The sequence below is a fragment of the Paraburkholderia fungorum genome, assembly GCF_046027605.1.
Taxonomy (GTDB): Bacteria; Pseudomonadota; Gammaproteobacteria; order Burkholderiales; family Burkholderiaceae; genus Paraburkholderia; species Paraburkholderia fungorum_F.
The window spans coordinates 62,290-79,927 of the sequence record NZ_JAQQEF010000015.1; the positions used below are offsets into that span (position 1 = coordinate 62,290).

Consider the following 17,638-nt stretch of genomic DNA (forward strand, 5'->3'; position numbering starts at 1 on the left):
ATACAAAGTGATCTGTAAAAAATCGACAGGTCTGGATTTCAGTTCATAGCCGCCTCGGCGTTACATCCATCACTGGGTGCGTAGCGTTGACGAAAGTATGGGCTTCGTGTTTCTGGTTATAAAGTAGCGAACAGTGGTTTCTTTGTATCTGTCGGAGCGACAATTTGCTGCGTCACTCAAGTGCAAGCCGCTTGCGCAGAAACTCGATCACGTCAGTGAGTGCCGGTGCGTACGCGATGAGTTCATCATGGGATACCCCAACATGTCGCGTCATCTCAACGGGAACGCCTGCGGTAATAAGCTCTCTTGCATAGGTCTCGCCGTCCGCACGCACCAGGTCCTGTTCCGCCGTCGCGATGAGAGTCGGCGGCAAGGTGCTGAGGCGCCGTGATTCGAGCGGCGCGGCATAAGGATGAATGCGTTGGTTAGCGCTGGGCAGGTATGCGCGGTATGAGCGCGCGCAGTCCTCCGGCGCCAGGTCGCTCCTGGTGGGGTGATGCCCCTCCATCAGCCGGGTCATGCTCGGATCGAGCAAGGGGGCGAGCAGTGCCTGGCCCGACAGGCGGCGTACGCCTCGGTCGCGCGCAATGGCAGCAAGTCCCGCCGCGATGTTTCCACCGGCGTCGTGGCCCACTGCGGCGATCCGCATGGAGTCCGCGCGGTAGTCGCGTGCGTTTGTCACTGCCCACTCCAGAGCCAGATGCGCATCCTCAGTCGCGGCCGGGAACGGGAATCTGGGTGCGAGAGAGTACCCCACAGCAATGACCCATGCGGGAATCTGCGCTGCAATGAGCGAAGCAGGTTTGCTTGCTTCGTCAAGCGAGCCTTTGACGAATCCCCCTCCATGGAAATACAGCACGATTGGCACACTACTGTGAGCAGACGGGTGATAACTGCGCAACGTGATGTCTTGCACATGTCCTGCAATCGTGATGTCGGAGATGTCCAGCGTGGCTTTCATCGGAAGTCGGCGCTATGCGCGCCACGGTTAAATGCGGTTCAGTTTGAAGCCCTGATTCTGCATATAACCGGACCCCGGATAAACAGCTCACTTTCGATAAGACAATTCGGTCGCAGCGAATTGTGCTGGCTTTTATAGCGGCGCCATATCCCTGCTGCGTGTGTCCTGTGCCCGTGCTGATTCGAGCACGAGGCCCGCAGCGGTCGAGGGCGGGCGATGCCTGACGTACTGTGCGATACCAGCCGGGAGCACGTTGTCGGCGCGAAGCAATTGGCAGCGTTCGAACAGTTCGGCAACCCATTCGACAAAAACGCGAACCTGGGGCGACAGATGACGGTTTTGCGGATACACCGCTGAAATCGGAAATGGACTGGGTCGCCATTCGCCGAGCACTTCTATTAGCGCACCGGATTCAAGATGAGGAAGTGCAAGGAAGTGCGGAACCTGAATGAGCCCGAGGCCCTGCAAGCCGCATTGCAGGTATGCATCGCCATCGTTGGCGGCGAGCTTCGAGCGCATCCGGACTTCGACCGGTTTGCTGTCGACGACGAAGTCCATCGCGACTATTCGGCCGTTGCGACTGGAAAAATAGTTCACAGCGGTGTGCGTTTCCAACTCCGCGAGTGACATAGGTTCGCCGTTGCGGGCGATATATTCGGGACTCGCCACGGTGACGAACTCCGATACGCCGACACGTCTCGCAACAAGCGTGGAGTCCTGCATCGGGCCCATGCGGATGGCGCAGTCGACGCTGTCCTGAATCAGGTCAACGGCCCTGTCGCCGACGCCAAGCATGAGGTCGATCTCCGGGTACCGGGCGTGAAAGTCGTCCAGTGCGGGAACCACAAGCAGACGCCCGATTGAACCCGGCATATCGACTTTGAGCTTGCCACGCGGGGCCGAAGCGCGGGAAAACGAGCTCTCCGAATCTTCGACCTCGGCGAGAATCCGGGAGCATCGCTCATAGTAGGCGGCGCCGTCCGGCGTGAGGCTGATGCGCCGGGTCGTGCGATTGAGCAGGCGCACCTTCAGATAGGCCTCGAGGCCCTGGATAATTGTCGTCACCGACGAACGCGTCATGTGCAGGGAGTCGGCCGCACCGGAAAAACTGTTGGTGTCCACGACTCGTGTGAAGACCTGCATCGCTTGAAGTTTGTCCATGATTCTCGCTTAAGGCAATAACGCTCCGCGGCTCGCTCTGCGCCGCTGCAGTCATTCGGATGCGCCGGGTATATCGCAGCAAGCTCGGCGCGACAGACGTTCAATCTCGTTGCAGAGTTCTTCGACGTAGGCGTCCCGCAGTCCGCACTCGATCAGGGCCTCGCGAAGCTTCAGCAGGTAATCGGTATTGCTTCCCAACTTTCCCGTTGCGGCGCCGATGAGCGGCGCAACTGTCGCCACACACGAATCCGGCTCAAACTGGTCGCGACTTTCGTCCGCAACGAATGCGATGGCGTGCGTCTCCGTGCCGTCGTCCAGCGTGACGGACGCCCACGTTGGCCGGTAGGACCCGAGGACCATCTCTCGAATCCAGATGAGCCGAAGCTCTTCGTCCAACGTCGCCTGCGGCAACTTCAGCGCCACGCCATACGTGTCCCCGCCCGGTCGCAACGCGAGCATGCGCCCTGGGCCATCCTGACTGCCTCGACCTACGACCATGCGCAGGCAGAAGCTTCGGTGCCAGCCATGCAACGTTGCGATTTGCCGTTTGTCGAACTCGATCATCGGGTTCCACATCAGGGAACCGTAGGCGAAAATCCAGGTGTCTGTCGCATCGACCGGCCTCGCCTGCATGGTCTCTGCGAGCGAGTTCTGAATTCGCTCCGTCGTCCACAGGTTCGGCAACGACTCGAAGTGCTCGAGGTACGCGCCTGAGTTAATCGCCTCTCTTGTCAACATCGTCATCGCCCCGTCAGATTGAAAGTCGTGGGACATTGCATGACGGCGTTTGAGGCGCCGCAGAAGATATGTCCCCACGTTGGCGACAGTATGACGGCGGCGTAGTACTAGATAAACACTCCCACAGGAGACGCTTTGACCACTCAAAGGCGACAATCCCGGCTTCGTCGGCATCCCTTACGGGAACGCCTCTCTCACCTGAGACATCGCAGCCCGGCAACGGAGAAAAAGGATGGCAGCGGAGGATTGCGGAAAACCGTGCTGCCATCAGTAGCGCGCTAATCGCGATGACTGAAGCGTAGGTACAGCGGAAGGGGGAATCTATTCTACGGTGGGGTGCGGCAATACCGCAAAGGCGTAATCGGGGTATACAGCCGTATAACGTGCTGGCCTGACGTGATCGTGCGTGGACACTGGATTCGAGGGAAAACGAGTAGTCCAGGCTGCATTGCGCTTATACGTCCGTATAGGATGGCGCTTGTGCTGCAACCCGCTTATACAATCGTATCATCGCGCCGGACCGGGCCGTCAGGTAGCCTGTAAGGTATAAACCGACGGGCGTGACCACCGCCCCGTTATTCCTTGAGAGAGAGTTGGGGCCGCGATTTTGCAGACAACGCCTGTAGTATCCATTGTCGACGACGATATGGCCGTGCGTCGCGCGCTTGGCAGCCTTGTGCGCTCACTCGGCTGGGAGGCGCGACTTTTCGAGTCGGCCGAAGCGTTCCTTGCGTCCGGAGAAGCGTCTGCTACATCCTGCCTGATTTCGGACATCCGGATGTCCGGCATGTCGGGTGTCGAAATGCACGAGCGCCTGGTTGCCCAGGGTGCGGCGCCCGCGACAATTTTTATCAGCGCGTATCCAACGCCGGCGCTGCAAGCAAGAGCTACCGATAATGGCGCTCTGGTTCTTCTTCAGAAGCCTTTTCAGGCTTCTGCGATGACGCATTGGCTTTCCGTTGCGCTGGGCCTTCCGTAAGCGCCAGCAACTGATGGCACTTACTGGGTGCGATGCGGTCCTTGTGAGTGGCGCACCTCGAACGGCTCGATGCCGAGCGATTCGGCTTTGCGCACAAGGTCGGGCATGGAGCGCGCGTTCAGCTTGCGCATCACCTGGCCGCGGTGAACCTTGACCGTGATTTCGCTGAGCTTCATTTCCGAGGCAATCTGCTTGTTGAGCAGGCCGGCGAGAATGAACGTCATGACTTCTTTCTCGCGCGGCGAAAGCGTTTCATAAGAAGCGCGTAAGCCGGCGACAGCGCGCTCCGATTCGAGCCGCGCAGCGTCCCGCGCAAGTGCCTGGCCGACGGCGTCGAGCATGTCCTGGTCGCGAAATGGCTTCGCGAAGAAGTCCATCGCACCGGCTTTCATTGCCTTGACGCTCATTTCGATATCACCGTGTCCGGTCATGAACACGACGGGAATACGGAGTCCGCTCCGCACGATTTCCTGCTGGAAGGTCAGCCCGTTTTTACTGCGCAGCCGTACATCAAGGATGAGACAACTCGGCACCAGCGGGCGCGGGAATTGCAGAAATTCTTCGGGAGAGGAGAACGTTTCGACACGCAGGTCGACCGAGCGCATGAGGGTTGCAAGTGCCCGGCGTACCGCTGCTTCGTCGTCTACAACGTAGACGGCAGCGTCGTGCCAGTCAGCGGTGCTAGGAGGCTTCACGGATAGAGGGACAAGTTCATTAAACATCTGGCCACCACACTCCCGCTGGAGCTGAATTCAAGCCCTGGCAGGCATGCTTTTACGTTCGCTTATTTTTTCACCTTTGGACTGTGCAAGTATAGAACGCCAATACGTGCGCTTGTACGCGGCGCAGCCATGACATTACAAATGCGTTACGTAATTTAGCCAATGCCTCGGGCATTGCCGGTAGGAGCAGCATCGGCCGAAAAGCGATAAGCCTGCGACAATGGTGCACGGTGGTCCACGGCGGACTATCCGCTGGTTATTGGAGGCTTCAATGGCAGCGCAGCGCAGAGCAGCTGGTTCTCCAGAAGGTGGGACGAAGCAGTTGGAATCAATGGGTGAGGGCAGGCATTCGTCGGCGTCGCTCAGCGCTGACGGCTCAGTGCGCCTCGCGACCTCGAACGTCGCGACTGGCGCTTATGCGCGGGAGTTCGCCCATCTGTTCAACGTCGACACCGCACACACGTTGACGACGACCAGCCTGAAGACGGCCCAACTGAGCGCCACGCACATGTATTCGTCCGTCCATGGACTAGGGATGAGCACGCCATTGCCAATGGAGGATGCGTATATCGTCTCTTTGCAATTACAACACTCGGGGGGAGCCGAGTTATGGAAACGAGGACGGCGCGTTCCGACGGAGCCGTATGCCCCGGGTTCCATCATGCTGGGGCATCTTTCCGAAGAGCCCGTGGCCAACTTGCCGGACCCGTTCGAGTGCATACTTTTTCATATTCCGCGGCCTGCTTTTGACGAACTCTGCGAACGGTCCGCGTTGCCACCGGTAGGAGAACTGGAGGACGTCAATCGCGCGATCGATCCTGTTCTACATCATCTGGGTCGTGCTCTCGTCCCAGCAATGGCTGACCCCGAGCTCGCCGGCAGCCTCTTCTTCGACCATGTCGCCCATGCCATCTATGAGCGGCTCGCCACCGCTTACGGCCGCTTTCGCGGGCCGGCCGCTCCGCGCTGCCGGGTACTCTCGAAGACGCAGGAGCGCATAGCCAAGGAATTGCTCGTCGCAGACCTTCTGGTCGAACCGCGCCTGAGCGATATTGCAAGTGTGTGCGGGCTGTCGGTGCGCCAGTTCATCGACGCATTTCGCAGTACGACGGGCATGCCACCATTCCGGTGGTTACGCGCCTATCGGATCCAGCGCGCCAGGGAACTGCTTCGCGGCACGTCGTTATCGCTGACGGAAATCGGCGCCGCGTGTGGTTTCTCGGACCAGAGCCACTTCACCAGAACGTTCTCAGCGGCAACGGGGACGACACCGGGCAACTGGCGTCGCGCGTGCGGAGCCTAGCGCTGCGGTTCCCTGCACGCGAGCGTGGAAGCCACCTCCGTATGGTCGAGCCACTCCGCGAGTTCGTGCCGCAACTGCGCGATATCGAGTGGTTTGCCAAGCAGCCGTGCGCCGGGAATCGGGTCGCCGATCTGGGCGTTCTTGCCGTAGCCCGAGACTAGCAACACGCGAATGTCCGGCTGCTGGCGCAGCACCGCGCGCGCGAGGTTGTCGCCGGACATCCCCGGCAACGTCAGGTCCGTGAAGAGGATGTCGAAACGTTGTGCGGGCACGAGCGGCAGCGCTTCCTCGGCGCTTGCGACCGCGGTGCAAGCGAGACCCAACGCGCCGAGCAGGTCACTGAGCGCGTCGCGCGAATCGGCGTCGTCTTCGACCAGCAGCACGCGCGCTGGCGTGCTGGATAGCTGCGATGGCCGGCTCGCGAGGGAGTCCGCCAACGAATCCGTCGAAGTGCCGGCGAGCGGATTCTGTTCCGAAGCACCTGGTTCGAGCGGGCATTCGCGCGGCTCCGACGCTTTGGTCGCACTGGTTGGATCGTAGACCGTGCGTGGCACGCAAGGAGCGATCCGCCCATCACCGATGCCGGCCGCAACGGCGGCTCCAGCGCCCAATACGCTGCGCACCTTGCGCGCCAGATCGTCACGCCGGTAAGGTTTCGAGAGTAGCGTAATGCCGGCGTCGAGCTTGCCGTGATGAACGATCTCGTCGCGCGTATAACCCGAGGTGAAGAGCGTGGGCACAGAGGGCGAGCGTGCTGCCGCGCGCTGCGCCAATGCCACGCTTTTAACCTGGCCTGGCATCACGACGTCGGTAAACAGCAGATCGATCGTCACATCGCTATCGATGAACTCGAGCGCCGCGTCGCCACTCGATGCAGTCAGCACCTTATAGCCAAGTTGAACGAGCATTTCGACCGCGGTCAGGCGCACATCCGCATCGTCTTCGACGACCAGAATCGTCTCGCCGCCGCCGCCCGGCGTCGCGGTTTGATCGACTGTTTCGGCTGTTTCCGGCTCGCAGCAGCGCGGAAAAAACAGCAAGACGGTGGTGCCGCGTCCTACTTCGCTGTCGATCACCGTATGGCCGCCGCTTTGCCTGACGAAGCCGAACACCATGCTCAGGCCGAGGCCGGTGCCATGGCCGTTGGGCTTGGTCGTGAAGAACGGTTCGAACACGCGCTCCAGAATGCCGGGCTGCATGCCGGTGCCGGTATCGGTCACCGAGAACACCACATATTCGCCCGGTGAGAGCTCCGGCTTGCCGCGGCAAAACGCCGGGTCCAGCACGCGGTTCGTCGCGCAGATGGTGAGCGTGCCGTCGGCTTGCATCGCGTCGCGCGCATTGATCGCGAGATTGAGCAGCGCGTTTTCGAGTTGATTGCGGTCGGCCTGTACATGCCACAGGTCGTCGCTCAACACTGTTTCGATCCTGATGGTCTCGCCGAGCGCGCGGTGCAGCATCTCGCTCATGCCGGCCAGCAGACGGCGCGGGTTCAGCACGGTGGGCGAGAGCGGCTGGCGCCTCGCGAAGGCGAGCAGATGCGCGGCCAGTTTCGCGCCGCGTTTGACGGCATCGGTCGCGGCGGACAAACGCCGCAGCGTGGCGGGATCGTCGTCGGCGTCGGCGGCGAGCATCTGCAGATTGCCGTTGATCACCTGCAGCACATTGTTGAAGTCGTGTGCGACGCCGCCGGTGAGGCTGCCGATCGCCTCCATCTTCTGGGCCTGGCGTAGCTGCTCTTCGGCGAGCGCGCGTGCCGCGACCGCGTCGGTGACCCGCTGTTCCAGCGTTTCGGTCAACTGACGCAGCGATTGTTCGGCGATCTTGCGTTCGTGGATGTCGATCAACACGCCGGGAAAACGTGTCGGCTCCCCATGTTCGTCGAACTCGCACTGGCCGTTCGCCTGCACCCACATATAGTCGCCATCGGGCCGACGAATCCGGTACTCGGCGCGAAACGGCTGGCCGGTGCGCAACGCTTCGGCCGTCGTGCGCTCGTTGAGCGGCTGGTCGTCCGGATGGATCATTTGCGTCGCGGCGTTGAGTGGGACGCCTTGCGCGGCCTCTTCGAGTGAAAACGAAAACGTGCGCGCGAAACGTTCGTCACCCGTGACCGTACCGGTGCGCACGTCGAGCACCCACGTGCCGAGCACGGCGCCGGTGTTGAGCGCGAGTTGCAGCCGTTCGTTGGTCTCGTGCAGCTCCGCTTCGGCACGTTGGCGCCAGCGTTCGGTCAATACGCGTGTGGTGGTTTCGACGACCATCGCGAGGACCCCTGCGGGTGCGCCGCTGTCGTCGGCGACCGGACTGTAGTAGAGGTCCATCCAGACGTCTTCGGGCTTGCCGTCGCGCAGCAGGACCAGTTCCTTGTCGCGATACGACAGCGTGCCGCCGGCGAGACACGTGAGCATCACGCGCCGGTTGAATTCGGCGACTTCCGGCCAGCCCCGTTCGACCGGACAGCCGAGCAGATACGGATGCCGTCCGCCCGCGAATACCGCGTAGGCGTCGTTGTAGATCATGTAGCCGGGTTTGCCCCATAGAAGCACGAGGGGCACCGGCGAGGCGAGCAGCATCTGAACGGTGGCGGTCAGACTGCGCGGCCAGCTTTCGATGGTGCCGAGGTCGGTGGCAGCCCAGTTGAAATCGCCGATACGCCGCGCCATTTCCCCGTTCCAGCCGGGGCAGCCGTGATCATGTGCCGGAAATGGCATTGCTGCGCTCCACAGAGTTCACGTCGATGAGTATGTCCCCACTCTGCCGGCGCGCACGACGCGCGTGGATGTTCAGCAGGAGGCGGGATGAATCTTCTAGCGTGCGCCGCAGGCGCGAAGCAGCCATGCGGCAGCAACGATTGTAGGCCACAACGCCATGCTGAGGACCGGCTCCCGTGGGCTTTACGCGTTTAGACGCGAGATGCGTAGAACGGACCTGGCAACTTTTACCTGACATGGTCGAGTAGGGTTTGCATAACGGAAAGAACAGCGTGTGGGGTCAGTCCGCGTTGCAACTTCACTGCTTCGGGAGCCACCGACGATGATGTCCCGGGGCGAGGATGTGGCCGGGCGTGTTTCGTGCTCTGGGCATGTGTTCGCTCGCGGCAAGGGGTGCAGGGTGGGATTGGCGCCACGCCGGATTTGAACTTCAATACACGCGGACACACGATGCCAAAGAAAACCATCATACGAAACAAACTGCCTAAGGCGGACGCACGCCAGGCGATCTTGACCACGCGCCGCAATGCGAGAATGGCACGCTCGGCCCACGCGTATGTACGCGGCAATACGAGCAAGTTTTACGAATGGCTCGATGGAATGGAGAGCCACGCCTTGCCCGAAGGTCCGGCGATCTGGATCTGCGGCGATTGCCATAGCGGCAATCTCGGGCCGGTGGCCGATGCGCAGGGGCGCGTCGAGATTCAAATTCGCGATCTCGACCAGACGGTGATCGGCAATCCCGCGCACGATCTGATCCGCCTGGGTCTGTCATTGGCGACGGCCGCGCGCGGCTCGGACCTGCCAGGCGTAACGACTGTGCGCATGATGGAAGCGTTGGCGGACGGCTACGAGCGTTCTTTCGACGACGCAGCCGGCGAAGCCGACATCCATGCGGAGAAGCCTGAAGCGGTGAGGGTGGTGATGAAGGAAGCGGTGCGCCGTTCGTGGCGTCATCTGGCGGAGGAACGGATCGAGGATATCGAGCCGAGCATTCCACTGGGGCCGCGCTTCTGGCCGTTGGCGAAGGGTGAGCGGCGCGAGATCGAGGCGTTGTTCGAGAAGGGAACGCTGGCGCGACTCGCGACGGTGTTGCGCGGCCGTGGCGAGGACGCGGATGTCGAGGTGCTCGATGCGGCGTACTGGATCAAGGGATGCAGTTCGCTGGGGCGCTTGCGATATGCGGTGCTGCTGGACATCGACGGTGCCGCGGCGGATGGCGACGATCTCTGCCTGATCGACATCAAGGAAGCCGCGCAGGCGGCGGCGCCGCGATATCCTGGTGTGCGTATGCCGCGGGACAACGCTGAGCGGGTGGTGGAGGGTGCACGGCATTTATCGCCTTCGCTTGGCGAGCGGATGCGGGCGGCGCGCTTATCGGATCGCGCGGTTGTGATGCGGGAGTTGCTGCCGCAGGATATGAAGTTGACGATTGAGCAGTTGACTCGCGATGAGGCGATGAAAGCTGCGCGGTTTCTGGCGTTAGTGGTGGGGAAGGCGCATGCGCGGCAGATGGATGCGGGGGGGCGCAAGGCGTGGCTTGCTGAGTTGCGGAGGAATCGGTCGAAGACGCTTGATGCGCCGGGGTGGCTTTGGACGAGTATTGTCGAGCTTGTTAGTAGCCATGCGGCTGGGTATTTGGAGCATTGTCGGAGGTATGCTCGGGAGGAATGCTAATGGTTTGGTTTTTGCCTGCGGTGGTTGGGGTTTTTATGATTTTTTTTGCCAGCGGGGCGCTTTGGTTGTGTGCCTGCGGCGTGGGCCTTTCCTTGATCTGTTTGCCTGCGGGCGCTTTGGCTGTGTGCCTACGGCGTGGGCCTTTCCTTGATTTGTTATTGGTGTATTAGCGTCGCCCCTGTGCGGGGCAGGCACCTACTTTTCTTTGCCTGCCGCAAAGAAAAGTAGGCAAAAGAAAGCGGCTCACCCCGCTAGCTTATAAGCGGGCCCCCCGCACAGTCACGGTAGTGGTGCATCTGGAATCCGTGCCCTCGCACATTCAGCGCGAGTGACAAAGCAGTCATACTTCCCGCCTCGCACTGCGTGCTCGCCGGAAGGACTCATCAGAACCATCGGGCTTCGTTTGGATGCGGCGGGAACCATCGGCTTCGCCTCGGCAAGACGCCCAAATAATTTAGTGACGAAGCCGCCGGCGAATGAACACGGCTAGCAGAACACGGCTAGCAGAACACGGCTAGCAGAACACGGCTAGCAGAACACGGCTAGCAGAATACGGCTAGCAGAATACGGCTAGCAGAATACGGCTAGCAGAACACGGCTAGCAGAACACGGCAAACGGAACATGCAAACGGCAACGGCAACGGCAACGGCAAACGGCAGACGGCAGACGGCAGACGGCAGACGGCAGACGGCAGACGGCAGACGGCAGACGGCAGACGGAAGACGGAACATGGTAAGCGAATGAACGTGGCAAACAGGGATCAAGCGAAGCGGGCATGTTGTAGCTGCGGAGGGGGGGGCAATCGCTATTGGTAGCGAGGGGCTGTGACGATTCGATGCGAGCCACGATAGTGGGCATAAACGCGAGTGTGAAGCGCGGCGATCGGTTTGTGGGGTACCCTTCGGCGCGCGCAGCGCCGCTGGAAGTATGACTCCTGTGTCACTCACGCTGAATGTGCGAGGGCACGGATTCCAGATGTACCACTACTGTGACTGTGCGGGGGACCCGCTTATAAGCTAGCGGGGTGAGCCGCTTTCTTTTGCCTACTTTTCTTTGCGGCAGGCAAAGAAAAGTAGGTGCCTGCCCCGCACAGGGGCGACGCTAATAGACCAATAAGAAATCAAGGAAAGGCCCACGCCCTAGGCCCACAAACCAACCACAAACCAACCACAAACCAACCACAAACCAACCACAAACCAACCACAAACCAACCACAAACCAACCACAAACCAACCACAAACAGACGAAAAAAATCAGAAAAACACCACCACCGCGGGCGCTCAGAAAAACACCGCCGCCGCAGGCAAAAAACCCCTAATTAGACAAAGACAAATACGGCGAACTAACCGCGGTAGGCGGAAACGGCTGCAAGCCAGTCTGTTTACTAAAGCTATACCTCAAATAAACCGCCGCGAGCCACTCTCGATACTCATAAGCATTGCCGAGCGAAGCGGTGGCCCCAAACGCCAACTGCGGCGCCAGTTGATACTCCCCCACCGCGCTAAGCGAATAAGAAACCCCAGTCTTACTCTGCCCAGGATAAACCGCGCCACTATCCACACCCGTGCCGATGAATTTGGCCTCCGCCGCCGCGTCGCTCTGACGGCTAGAACCATCATTGAGCGGGAAGTAATTCGATGCGTCCTGGCGATAATGCTGCACGCCAATCGATCCCTTCACGTCATAAGTAAACGCGCCGTTGCGCCCCGTCCATTCCACCGGCAAATTCAGGATCATGTACTGTTGCGGACTGAAGTACCCGCCCTGACCATAAGTGAAGTACGACAGGTTCTTGTCGTAAGACATCAGTGTCGTGTTCACACCAACGGTCAACGTCTGATCGGCATCTTTCAACAGTCGCGTGTAGACCCCGCCGCCGCCTTTCACCGCGTTGTTGCTCGCGACGTGATCACCCTGATAGTGCTGGTACGCAGCGTTCACATAGAGGCCACTCGTGCCGTCATCCCATGCAAGGCTGGCAAGACCGCCGTTGGACGTGACGCCACCCCACTCGAGACCGGAGCCCGAGTCGCGCGCCCCAGCATACGACAGCAAGCTGTCAGTCACCGCGCGGCGCGCGACGGCCAGCGAATACGACACCTTGTCGGTAATGCCACCGTTGTATTGCAAACCGCCCACGACGGTCTTCTCGGGGAAACCCAGCGGCGTCACGCCGACATCGCCGTTAAAGCTGCGGCCCTGGTAGCCGAGCGACAAACCCACGCCGCTCGCAGTCTGGCTGCCATAGTTGTTGTTGCCGGCAATCGCCGCCGACGCGGATGTGCTGTTGGACAGCCCGGCGCCAAAGCGCGCGAGTGTCGAGACATTGCCCGACGCGGTGCCGGCATCCAGCGTAACCGGCGTCGCCGTCACGACGATATGGCCGTTGCCCGCCTTGATGCGCCCCTGAATGGGCGCTTCGATATCGGTGAGCGTCGACAGGCCGTCCTCGCCCGAGCGGTTGCGAAACACGATCCCGCCCGACACGGTGCTCGCCTGTTCGCGATTGATCTGCGCCAGTTCTTCGGCCACGCCAAGCGTCTGTGCGCTCGCCACGTTCGCCGCGTTCGGCTGTGAGTAGTTGCCGCCATTGCTGTTCGTGCCGGGTTGTTGCGGATAATACGGCTGCGCGTAACCTGTCGGCGGCTGCGGGATATACGGCTGCTGTTGTTGCGCGTAATAACCCGAGCCCTGATTCGGATACGGCTGATAAGGCTGCTGACCGTAAGCCGGCTGCGGCGGATACGGTTGATAAGGCTGCTGCGCATAGCCCTGTTGTTGCTGCGGATAAGGCTGCTGGCCGTAGTAGGGCTGTTGTTGCTGCTGCTGTGGATAGCCTTGCGGTTGTCCATACGGCGCCTGTGCATAGGCTGGCGCGTTGCGATTGCTCTTCGACGTGCTTTGCTTCTTGCTGGTCGAGTGTTTCGTGCCGCTGGCCGCGCCCGTGTAACGCGGGGCTTGCGTCGAACCGGCATTGGCCTGCGCTTCGCGTGCCGCGGGCGACATCGGCCACGGTGTGGTCGCATAGCCGTCCGGCGCCTGCTGCTGATATTGCGTCGGCTGAGGATACCCACCTTGTTGCGGATAGCCGGCCTGCTGCTGATATTGCGTCGGCTGAGGATACCCACCTTGCTGCGAGTACCCGGATTGCTGCGGATACCCCGCCTCGTATTGCTGTTGCGGAGCCTGCTGCATCTGCGCTTGCATCCGCGGCTGGCTTTGACCGGGATAAGGCTGCAACGGTGCGCCCGACTGGCTCGACCCATAAGTCTCCTGACCGTAGCCACCCGAGTTGGCGCCCTGACCCGGCGCGTTATAAGGAAGGGCGGCAGGCGCGGGATTCGGCACATACGGCTGGGACGGCGCCATATAAGGCGCGACGTAAGGCGCGGGCGGCGTGGGAGACGTGGGAGGCGGATAGTTCGGCACGGTCTGTGACGGCAAGGAGGACTGCGAATACGGAAGCGATGCGCGCGCGGCATTGGAGCCGCCGCCGGCAAATGCGGCGTTGTCGGCGTCGGTCGGCGAGATCGTTGCGGTTTTACCTTCGAAAGGATTGGTGCCCGGCAGCGGCGTCGCGCCAATCCGGCGCATCGCGGCTTCCCAGCCACGCGGCACGTTGCCCGCTGCATTGGCGCGCGGCGCGTTGGCCATCAGCGGCGTATTGGCAGCGACCAGCGAGCGTTGCAGATACGTCGCCGCGAGCGACAATTTGCCTTCGGCCCGATACATGCGGCCGACCGTGGCCAGCACGCCCGGATCGCCTGGCGCCGCGGCAAGTGCTTGCCGCGCGAGCGATTCGGCATAGCTGAACTGTTTCGCACCGGCCGCCGCGGAAATCGCCGCTTGCAGCAGGTTCAGGTCGTCGGGCTTGCGCTGCAACGCAACGCGGTAACTGGCGAGCGCATTGCGGTCGTCGCCGGCGCTCGAATAGAGGCGGCCAAGGGCGGCTTGCAAATCGGGATTGTCGGGCATCGCCGCGAGCCACGGCGCGATCACGTCGTAGGCGCTGGCAAGGTCGCCGCGCTGACGCACCGTGTCGCATTGCTTGATGACGATACCCAGATTCAGATTGCCGAAATCCGTGCGCTGCTGCGGCGTCAATTGCATCGACGCAAGTCTGCGCATCACCATGCCAAGCTCGGCTTCCTGCTGCGTGGCGGACAGAATGCCCGCATATTGCAGCAGCAAATCAGTGTTGCCGGGCGCCTCATTCATCGCGCCGCGCACGAGGCTCAACGCGCGACCCGGGTCGCCCGCTTGTTGATACGCAGCGGCGATCACGCCGATCAGTTCGGGGCTGTTGCCGGCGACCGGCTCGGCTGCTTGCAACGTGGCCAGCGCCTGTTGCGTCTGCCCATTGCGCGCCATCCGTGTCGCGAGATCGGCCTGCTGATGCACCCACAAGCGGTGCTGCAAAGTCGTCATCGCATCGGTGCGTTGCGCGACCGGAATCCGGTCGAGTTGCGCGAGACCGGTGGCCCAGTCCTGCGTTTCCGCCGACAACAACGCACTCGCATACAGCGCGTCGGTCATGTCGGGATGCGCGGCGAGCAGACCATCCATCATGCTGCGCGCATTCGCCACCGCGCCCTGGCGCACGTAAATCCGCGCGAGGTCCAGGCGCAGCCAGGGATCGTCGGGCGTATTCAGCAACGCGTCTTCGAACAGGCTGCGCGCGCTGCCGAGATCGCCACGCGCTTCGGCGGCGCGTGCCTGGGCGGCCTGCGCCTCGCCACGCAGACGGTTGATGCCGCCGGCCTTCGCTTGCTGTTCGGTGTTCAGCTGATTGGCGAATTGCAGCGCTTCGTCACCGCGGCCTTGCGCGGCGAGCGCGCCGACGAGGCCGCGAATCGCGTCGGGATTGTCGGCCTGGCGGCGCAGCGCCATCCGGTAGGCCTGTTCCGCGCCGACTGGATCGCCGTTGGCGAGCAGCATTTCGCCGAGTAATACCTGTGCGGTGACGTCGGACGGATTCAGTGCGATCGCGCGTTCGAACAGCGACTTCGCCTTCGCGAATTCGCCATTGCTGCGCGCGCCGATCGCGTCGCTGGTATAGGTCCAGTAGGTCGCGCTATCGAGCGCGGTTTTCCAGCGCGCCGGATTGCCGCCGCGCGACGCGCGTTCCAGATAGTTGCGGGCTTCGGCAAAATGTTCCTGCTTCAACGCGGCGATACCCATGCCGCCGAGCGCGTCGGTATCGTTCGGACTATTCGCCAGAACTGACGAAAACTTCGCGCGTGCCATGACGAGATCGTCACGGTCGAGCGCGGCGAAACCGTCGGCGATGATGCGGCCGCGCGCGTCGACGGTGGCGTTTTGCTGGGCGCGATCGCGGGCCGCCTTGTCCTGCTGAACCATCGACTCGTAGCGCGCCTTGACCGCGGCGTCATCCGGTGCGCCTTGCAGATACGCCTCGTACAGCGCGGCATCGGAGGGCCGTGCGTCGAGCCACAACAGCGCCTGCCGCCAGGCCTTCTTCGCCGACGCGCCGACCGTGCTGTCGGCGGCGAGCTTCTGCAAGCGCGCGATACCGTCGCGGCGCGTCACATCGCGATACGTCAGATGCTGTGCGTAGGCGAGGGCGTAGCGCGGATCGTCGGGGTTGTCGCGCGCGAGCTGTTCGAGGCCGCGGCGCGCCTGGTCCCAGCCTTGCGGCGTAGCGGAGAGCGCCTGGTAATACTCGAGTTGCAGTTGAGGCGTAGCCGGCTTGCCGTCCAGCGCGCGCTGATATTCCTGTACCGCGCTCGCGCTTTGGCCGCTTTGCGCGAGCCGCCGTGCATCGTTGACGGTTTGGTCGCGCACGCTCGATTCGCCGAGACGCCGCCCCAGTTCGTCCAGATTCGGATAGTTCGGCGCTGCCGCCTTCAGGCGCGCGAGGTACTGCTGCGCGCCAGCACCGTCCTTGCGGTCGGCGAGCACCATGCCCATGCCGTACAGCGCGTCGGGCTGCTTCGGATCGATGCGCAGCACCTTTTGCCACGCCTGCTCGGCGAGGTCGCCGCGTTGATGCGATTGCCAGTACTTGCCCTGATCGATCAGCACGCTTAGGGGATCTTTCGAGGCCTGCGCCAATGCGTCGGGCGAAGCCGTCGCCACGCAGCAGACAGCCGTGAGGCTCAGCGCGAACCGCAATGAAAACGCGAGGGCGCTCAATCGCATGCATTTCTCCAACTCGGCACGAGACGACCGGCTTCGTCGAAACGATAGCGGCCGTCGATGAATCCGGTGCCGAACAAACCCAGCACACGATCGTAATAGACAGGTTCGCGGCCCGGCACGCTGGTGTCGAGCGCGGCCAGATGGGTGCGCGCGAGACCGAGGCCGTGCTCGTCGCCGAGCGACTTGAAGTACGGCGCGAGCGCGCCCCAGTAACTCAACGGGCCTTCGCCGCTCGCCGTGCCGGTGGTCGACGAAACCTTCTCGGGCGGAATGCCGGTTTGCGCAACCTTCGCGCGCATGCCGCCGACGGCCGCGAGCCACGGTCTGGCAAGCGGATCGGCGGCCGAGGCGACGCCGGCCCACAGATAGACGCGAATCGCGTCGTAACTGCCGGTGTCGCCGTCTTTCGGGTCGACCACGAACTGACCGTTGCGCCATGCCGCCCAGTCGGGCGCGAAGCCTTGTGGAGCGATGGTCTTGATGAGCTTGTACGCACTGTCGGCGAGTTTGCCCCACGGACCGTCAGGCACGTCATGAGCCAGCGCGCGCAGCACCGGCAAGGGCAGATAGCTCGGATTCAGGCGCGTCACGCCGCCTTCGTTGAAGCCCTGCGGTCCGGGCAGCAGCATCGGGCCGACACCCGGCAGCGTGGTCATTTCCTGGCGCGCGATTTGTGCGGCGAGCGCCTGACCGAGTTGCGTATAACCCGGCTCACGCCACAGACGGCCGGCTTGCAGCAGATCGTAGGCGATCCACAGGTCGGCGTCGGAGGCGGAATTCTGATCGAGCACGCCATACGAGCCGTCCGGCTTTTTGCCCCAGAGCCACGCCGGCAGCCGCACGTTTTGCGGATCGAACTGATTGTTCGCGAGATTGGTGCGGGTCCAGTTGAGCAGCCGGTCGAAGGTGGCGCGATCGTTTGCGACCAGCGCGAAGAAGAGACCGTACGACTGGCCTTCCGAGGTGGTTTTCAACTGCGGCGACGTATAGTCGATCACGCGGCCGTCCGCCTGCACGAAGCGTTCGACAAACGTGCGATAGGCGGGCCAATCGTTGTTGCACGGCCCCGTCTGGGCGGGCGTCGACGTGCTCTGGGCTACTCTCGTGAGATGGGCAGAACCCGCGGCAAAACTCGTCGCCGCCGTGAGGGCAAGGCCGAAGCCAAGCCCGAGCGTCAGCGCCACGCGTGTCTGATTGAGTCGAACCGGCATATCAGTCCT

10 protein-coding genes are annotated in these 17,638 nt (G+C 62.2%); 3 read left to right on the plus strand and 7 right to left on the minus strand.

Annotated elements, in window-relative coordinates; translation table 11 throughout:
- Nucleotides 1–172 precede the first annotated feature (172 nt).
- The 3 genes from PQR53_RS23705 to PQR53_RS23715 form a co-directional block, all read right to left on the minus strand.
- On the minus strand, nt 173–961 hold the full coding sequence (locus PQR53_RS23705; protein ID WP_408459195.1) for an alpha/beta hydrolase: 789 nt from the start codon (nt 959–961) through the stop codon (nt 173–175).
- Between the two features lie 132 nt (nt 962–1,093).
- On the minus strand, nt 1,094–2,122 hold the full coding sequence (locus tag PQR53_RS23710; RefSeq protein ID WP_408459197.1) for a LysR family transcriptional regulator: 1,029 nt from the start codon (nt 2,120–2,122) through the stop codon (nt 1,094–1,096).
- Nucleotides 2,123–2,173: 51 nt separating this feature from the next.
- Nucleotides 2,174–3,034, minus strand: coding sequence for a gamma-glutamylcyclotransferase (locus PQR53_RS23715; protein WP_408459200.1), 861 nt, complete (start codon nt 3,032–3,034; stop codon nt 2,174–2,176).
- A 433-nt stretch (nt 3,035–3,467) separates the two neighbouring features.
- On the opposite strand from PQR53_RS23715, the gene PQR53_RS23720 reads away from it, so the two are divergent.
- On the plus strand, nt 3,468–3,839 hold the full coding sequence (locus PQR53_RS23720; protein WP_408459203.1) for a response regulator transcription factor: 372 nt from the start codon (nt 3,468–3,470) through the stop codon (nt 3,837–3,839).
- A gap of 20 nt (nt 3,840–3,859) precedes the next feature.
- On the opposite strand, the gene PQR53_RS23725 is transcribed toward PQR53_RS23720, so the two are convergent.
- Nucleotides 3,860–4,561, minus strand: a complete 702-nt coding sequence (locus PQR53_RS23725) for a response regulator transcription factor (RefSeq protein ID WP_408459205.1) — start codon at nt 4,559–4,561, stop codon at nt 3,860–3,862.
- A gap of 271 nt (nt 4,562–4,832) precedes the next feature.
- Between PQR53_RS23725 and PQR53_RS23730 the strand changes: the two genes are divergently transcribed.
- Complete coding sequence (locus PQR53_RS23730) at nt 4,833–5,864, plus strand: helix-turn-helix domain-containing protein (RefSeq protein ID WP_408459208.1); 1,032 nt, start codon at nt 4,833–4,835, stop codon at nt 5,862–5,864.
- Here PQR53_RS23730 and PQR53_RS23735 read toward each other — a convergent pair.
- Nucleotides 5,861–8,578, minus strand: a complete 2,718-nt coding sequence (locus PQR53_RS23735) for a hybrid sensor histidine kinase/response regulator (RefSeq protein WP_408459211.1) — start codon at nt 8,576–8,578, stop codon at nt 5,861–5,863. The two genes, PQR53_RS23730 and PQR53_RS23735, sit on opposite strands and share 4 nt — an antisense overlap.
- Nucleotides 8,579–9,028: 450 nt before the next feature.
- Here PQR53_RS23735 and PQR53_RS23740 point away from each other — a divergent pair, with 450 nt between their 5' ends.
- Complete coding sequence (locus tag PQR53_RS23740; RefSeq protein ID WP_408459214.1) at nt 9,029–10,255, plus strand: DUF2252 domain-containing protein; 1,227 nt, start codon at nt 9,029–9,031, stop codon at nt 10,253–10,255.
- Between the two features lie 1,315 nt (nt 10,256–11,570).
- On the opposite strand, the gene PQR53_RS23745 is transcribed toward PQR53_RS23740, so the two are convergent.
- Nucleotides 11,571–16,418 carry a cellulose synthase subunit BcsC-related outer membrane protein gene (locus PQR53_RS23745; protein ID WP_408459217.1) on the minus strand — a complete coding sequence of 1,616 codons (4,848 nt, stop codon included), beginning with the start codon at nt 16,416–16,418 and terminating at the stop codon, nt 11,571–11,573.
- Nucleotides 16,409–17,629 (minus strand): cellulose synthase complex periplasmic endoglucanase BcsZ, encoded by a 1,221-nt coding sequence (gene bcsZ / locus PQR53_RS23750; protein WP_408459220.1) that lies wholly within the window; start codon nt 17,627–17,629, stop codon nt 16,409–16,411. Before bcsZ ends, PQR53_RS23745 begins: the two co-directional genes overlap by 10 nt.
- Nucleotides 17,630–17,638 lie beyond the last annotated feature (9 nt).

Bases quoted from the DNA above. Each gene is read 5' to 3' on its own strand.
- PQR53_RS23705 (WP_408459195.1), bottom strand. From the start codon at position 961: ATGAAAGCCACGCTGGACATCTCCGACATCACGATTGCAGGACATGTG.
- PQR53_RS23710 (WP_408459197.1), bottom strand. From the start codon at position 2,122: ATGGACAAACTTCAAGCGATGCAGGTCTTCACACGAGTCGTGGACACC.
- PQR53_RS23715 (WP_408459200.1), bottom strand. From the start codon at position 3,034: ATGCCGACGAAGCCGGGATTGTCGCCTTTGAGTGGTCAAAGCGTCTCC.
- PQR53_RS23725 (WP_408459205.1), bottom strand. From the start codon at position 4,561: ATGTTTAATGAACTTGTCCCTCTATCCGTGAAGCCTCCTAGCACCGCT.
- PQR53_RS23730 (WP_408459208.1), top strand. From the start codon at position 4,833: ATGGCAGCGCAGCGCAGAGCAGCTGGTTCTCCAGAAGGTGGGACGAAG.
- PQR53_RS23735 (WP_408459211.1), bottom strand. From the start codon at position 8,578: ATGCCATTTCCGGCACATGATCACGGCTGCCCCGGCTGGAACGGGGAA.
- PQR53_RS23740 (WP_408459214.1), top strand. From the start codon at position 9,029: ATGCCAAAGAAAACCATCATACGAAACAAACTGCCTAAGGCGGACGCA.
- PQR53_RS23745 (WP_408459217.1), bottom strand. From the start codon at position 16,418: ATGCGATTGAGCGCCCTCGCGTTTTCATTGCGGTTCGCGCTGAGCCTC.
- bcsZ (WP_408459220.1), bottom strand. From the start codon at position 17,629: ATGCCGGTTCGACTCAATCAGACACGCGTGGCGCTGACGCTCGGGCTT.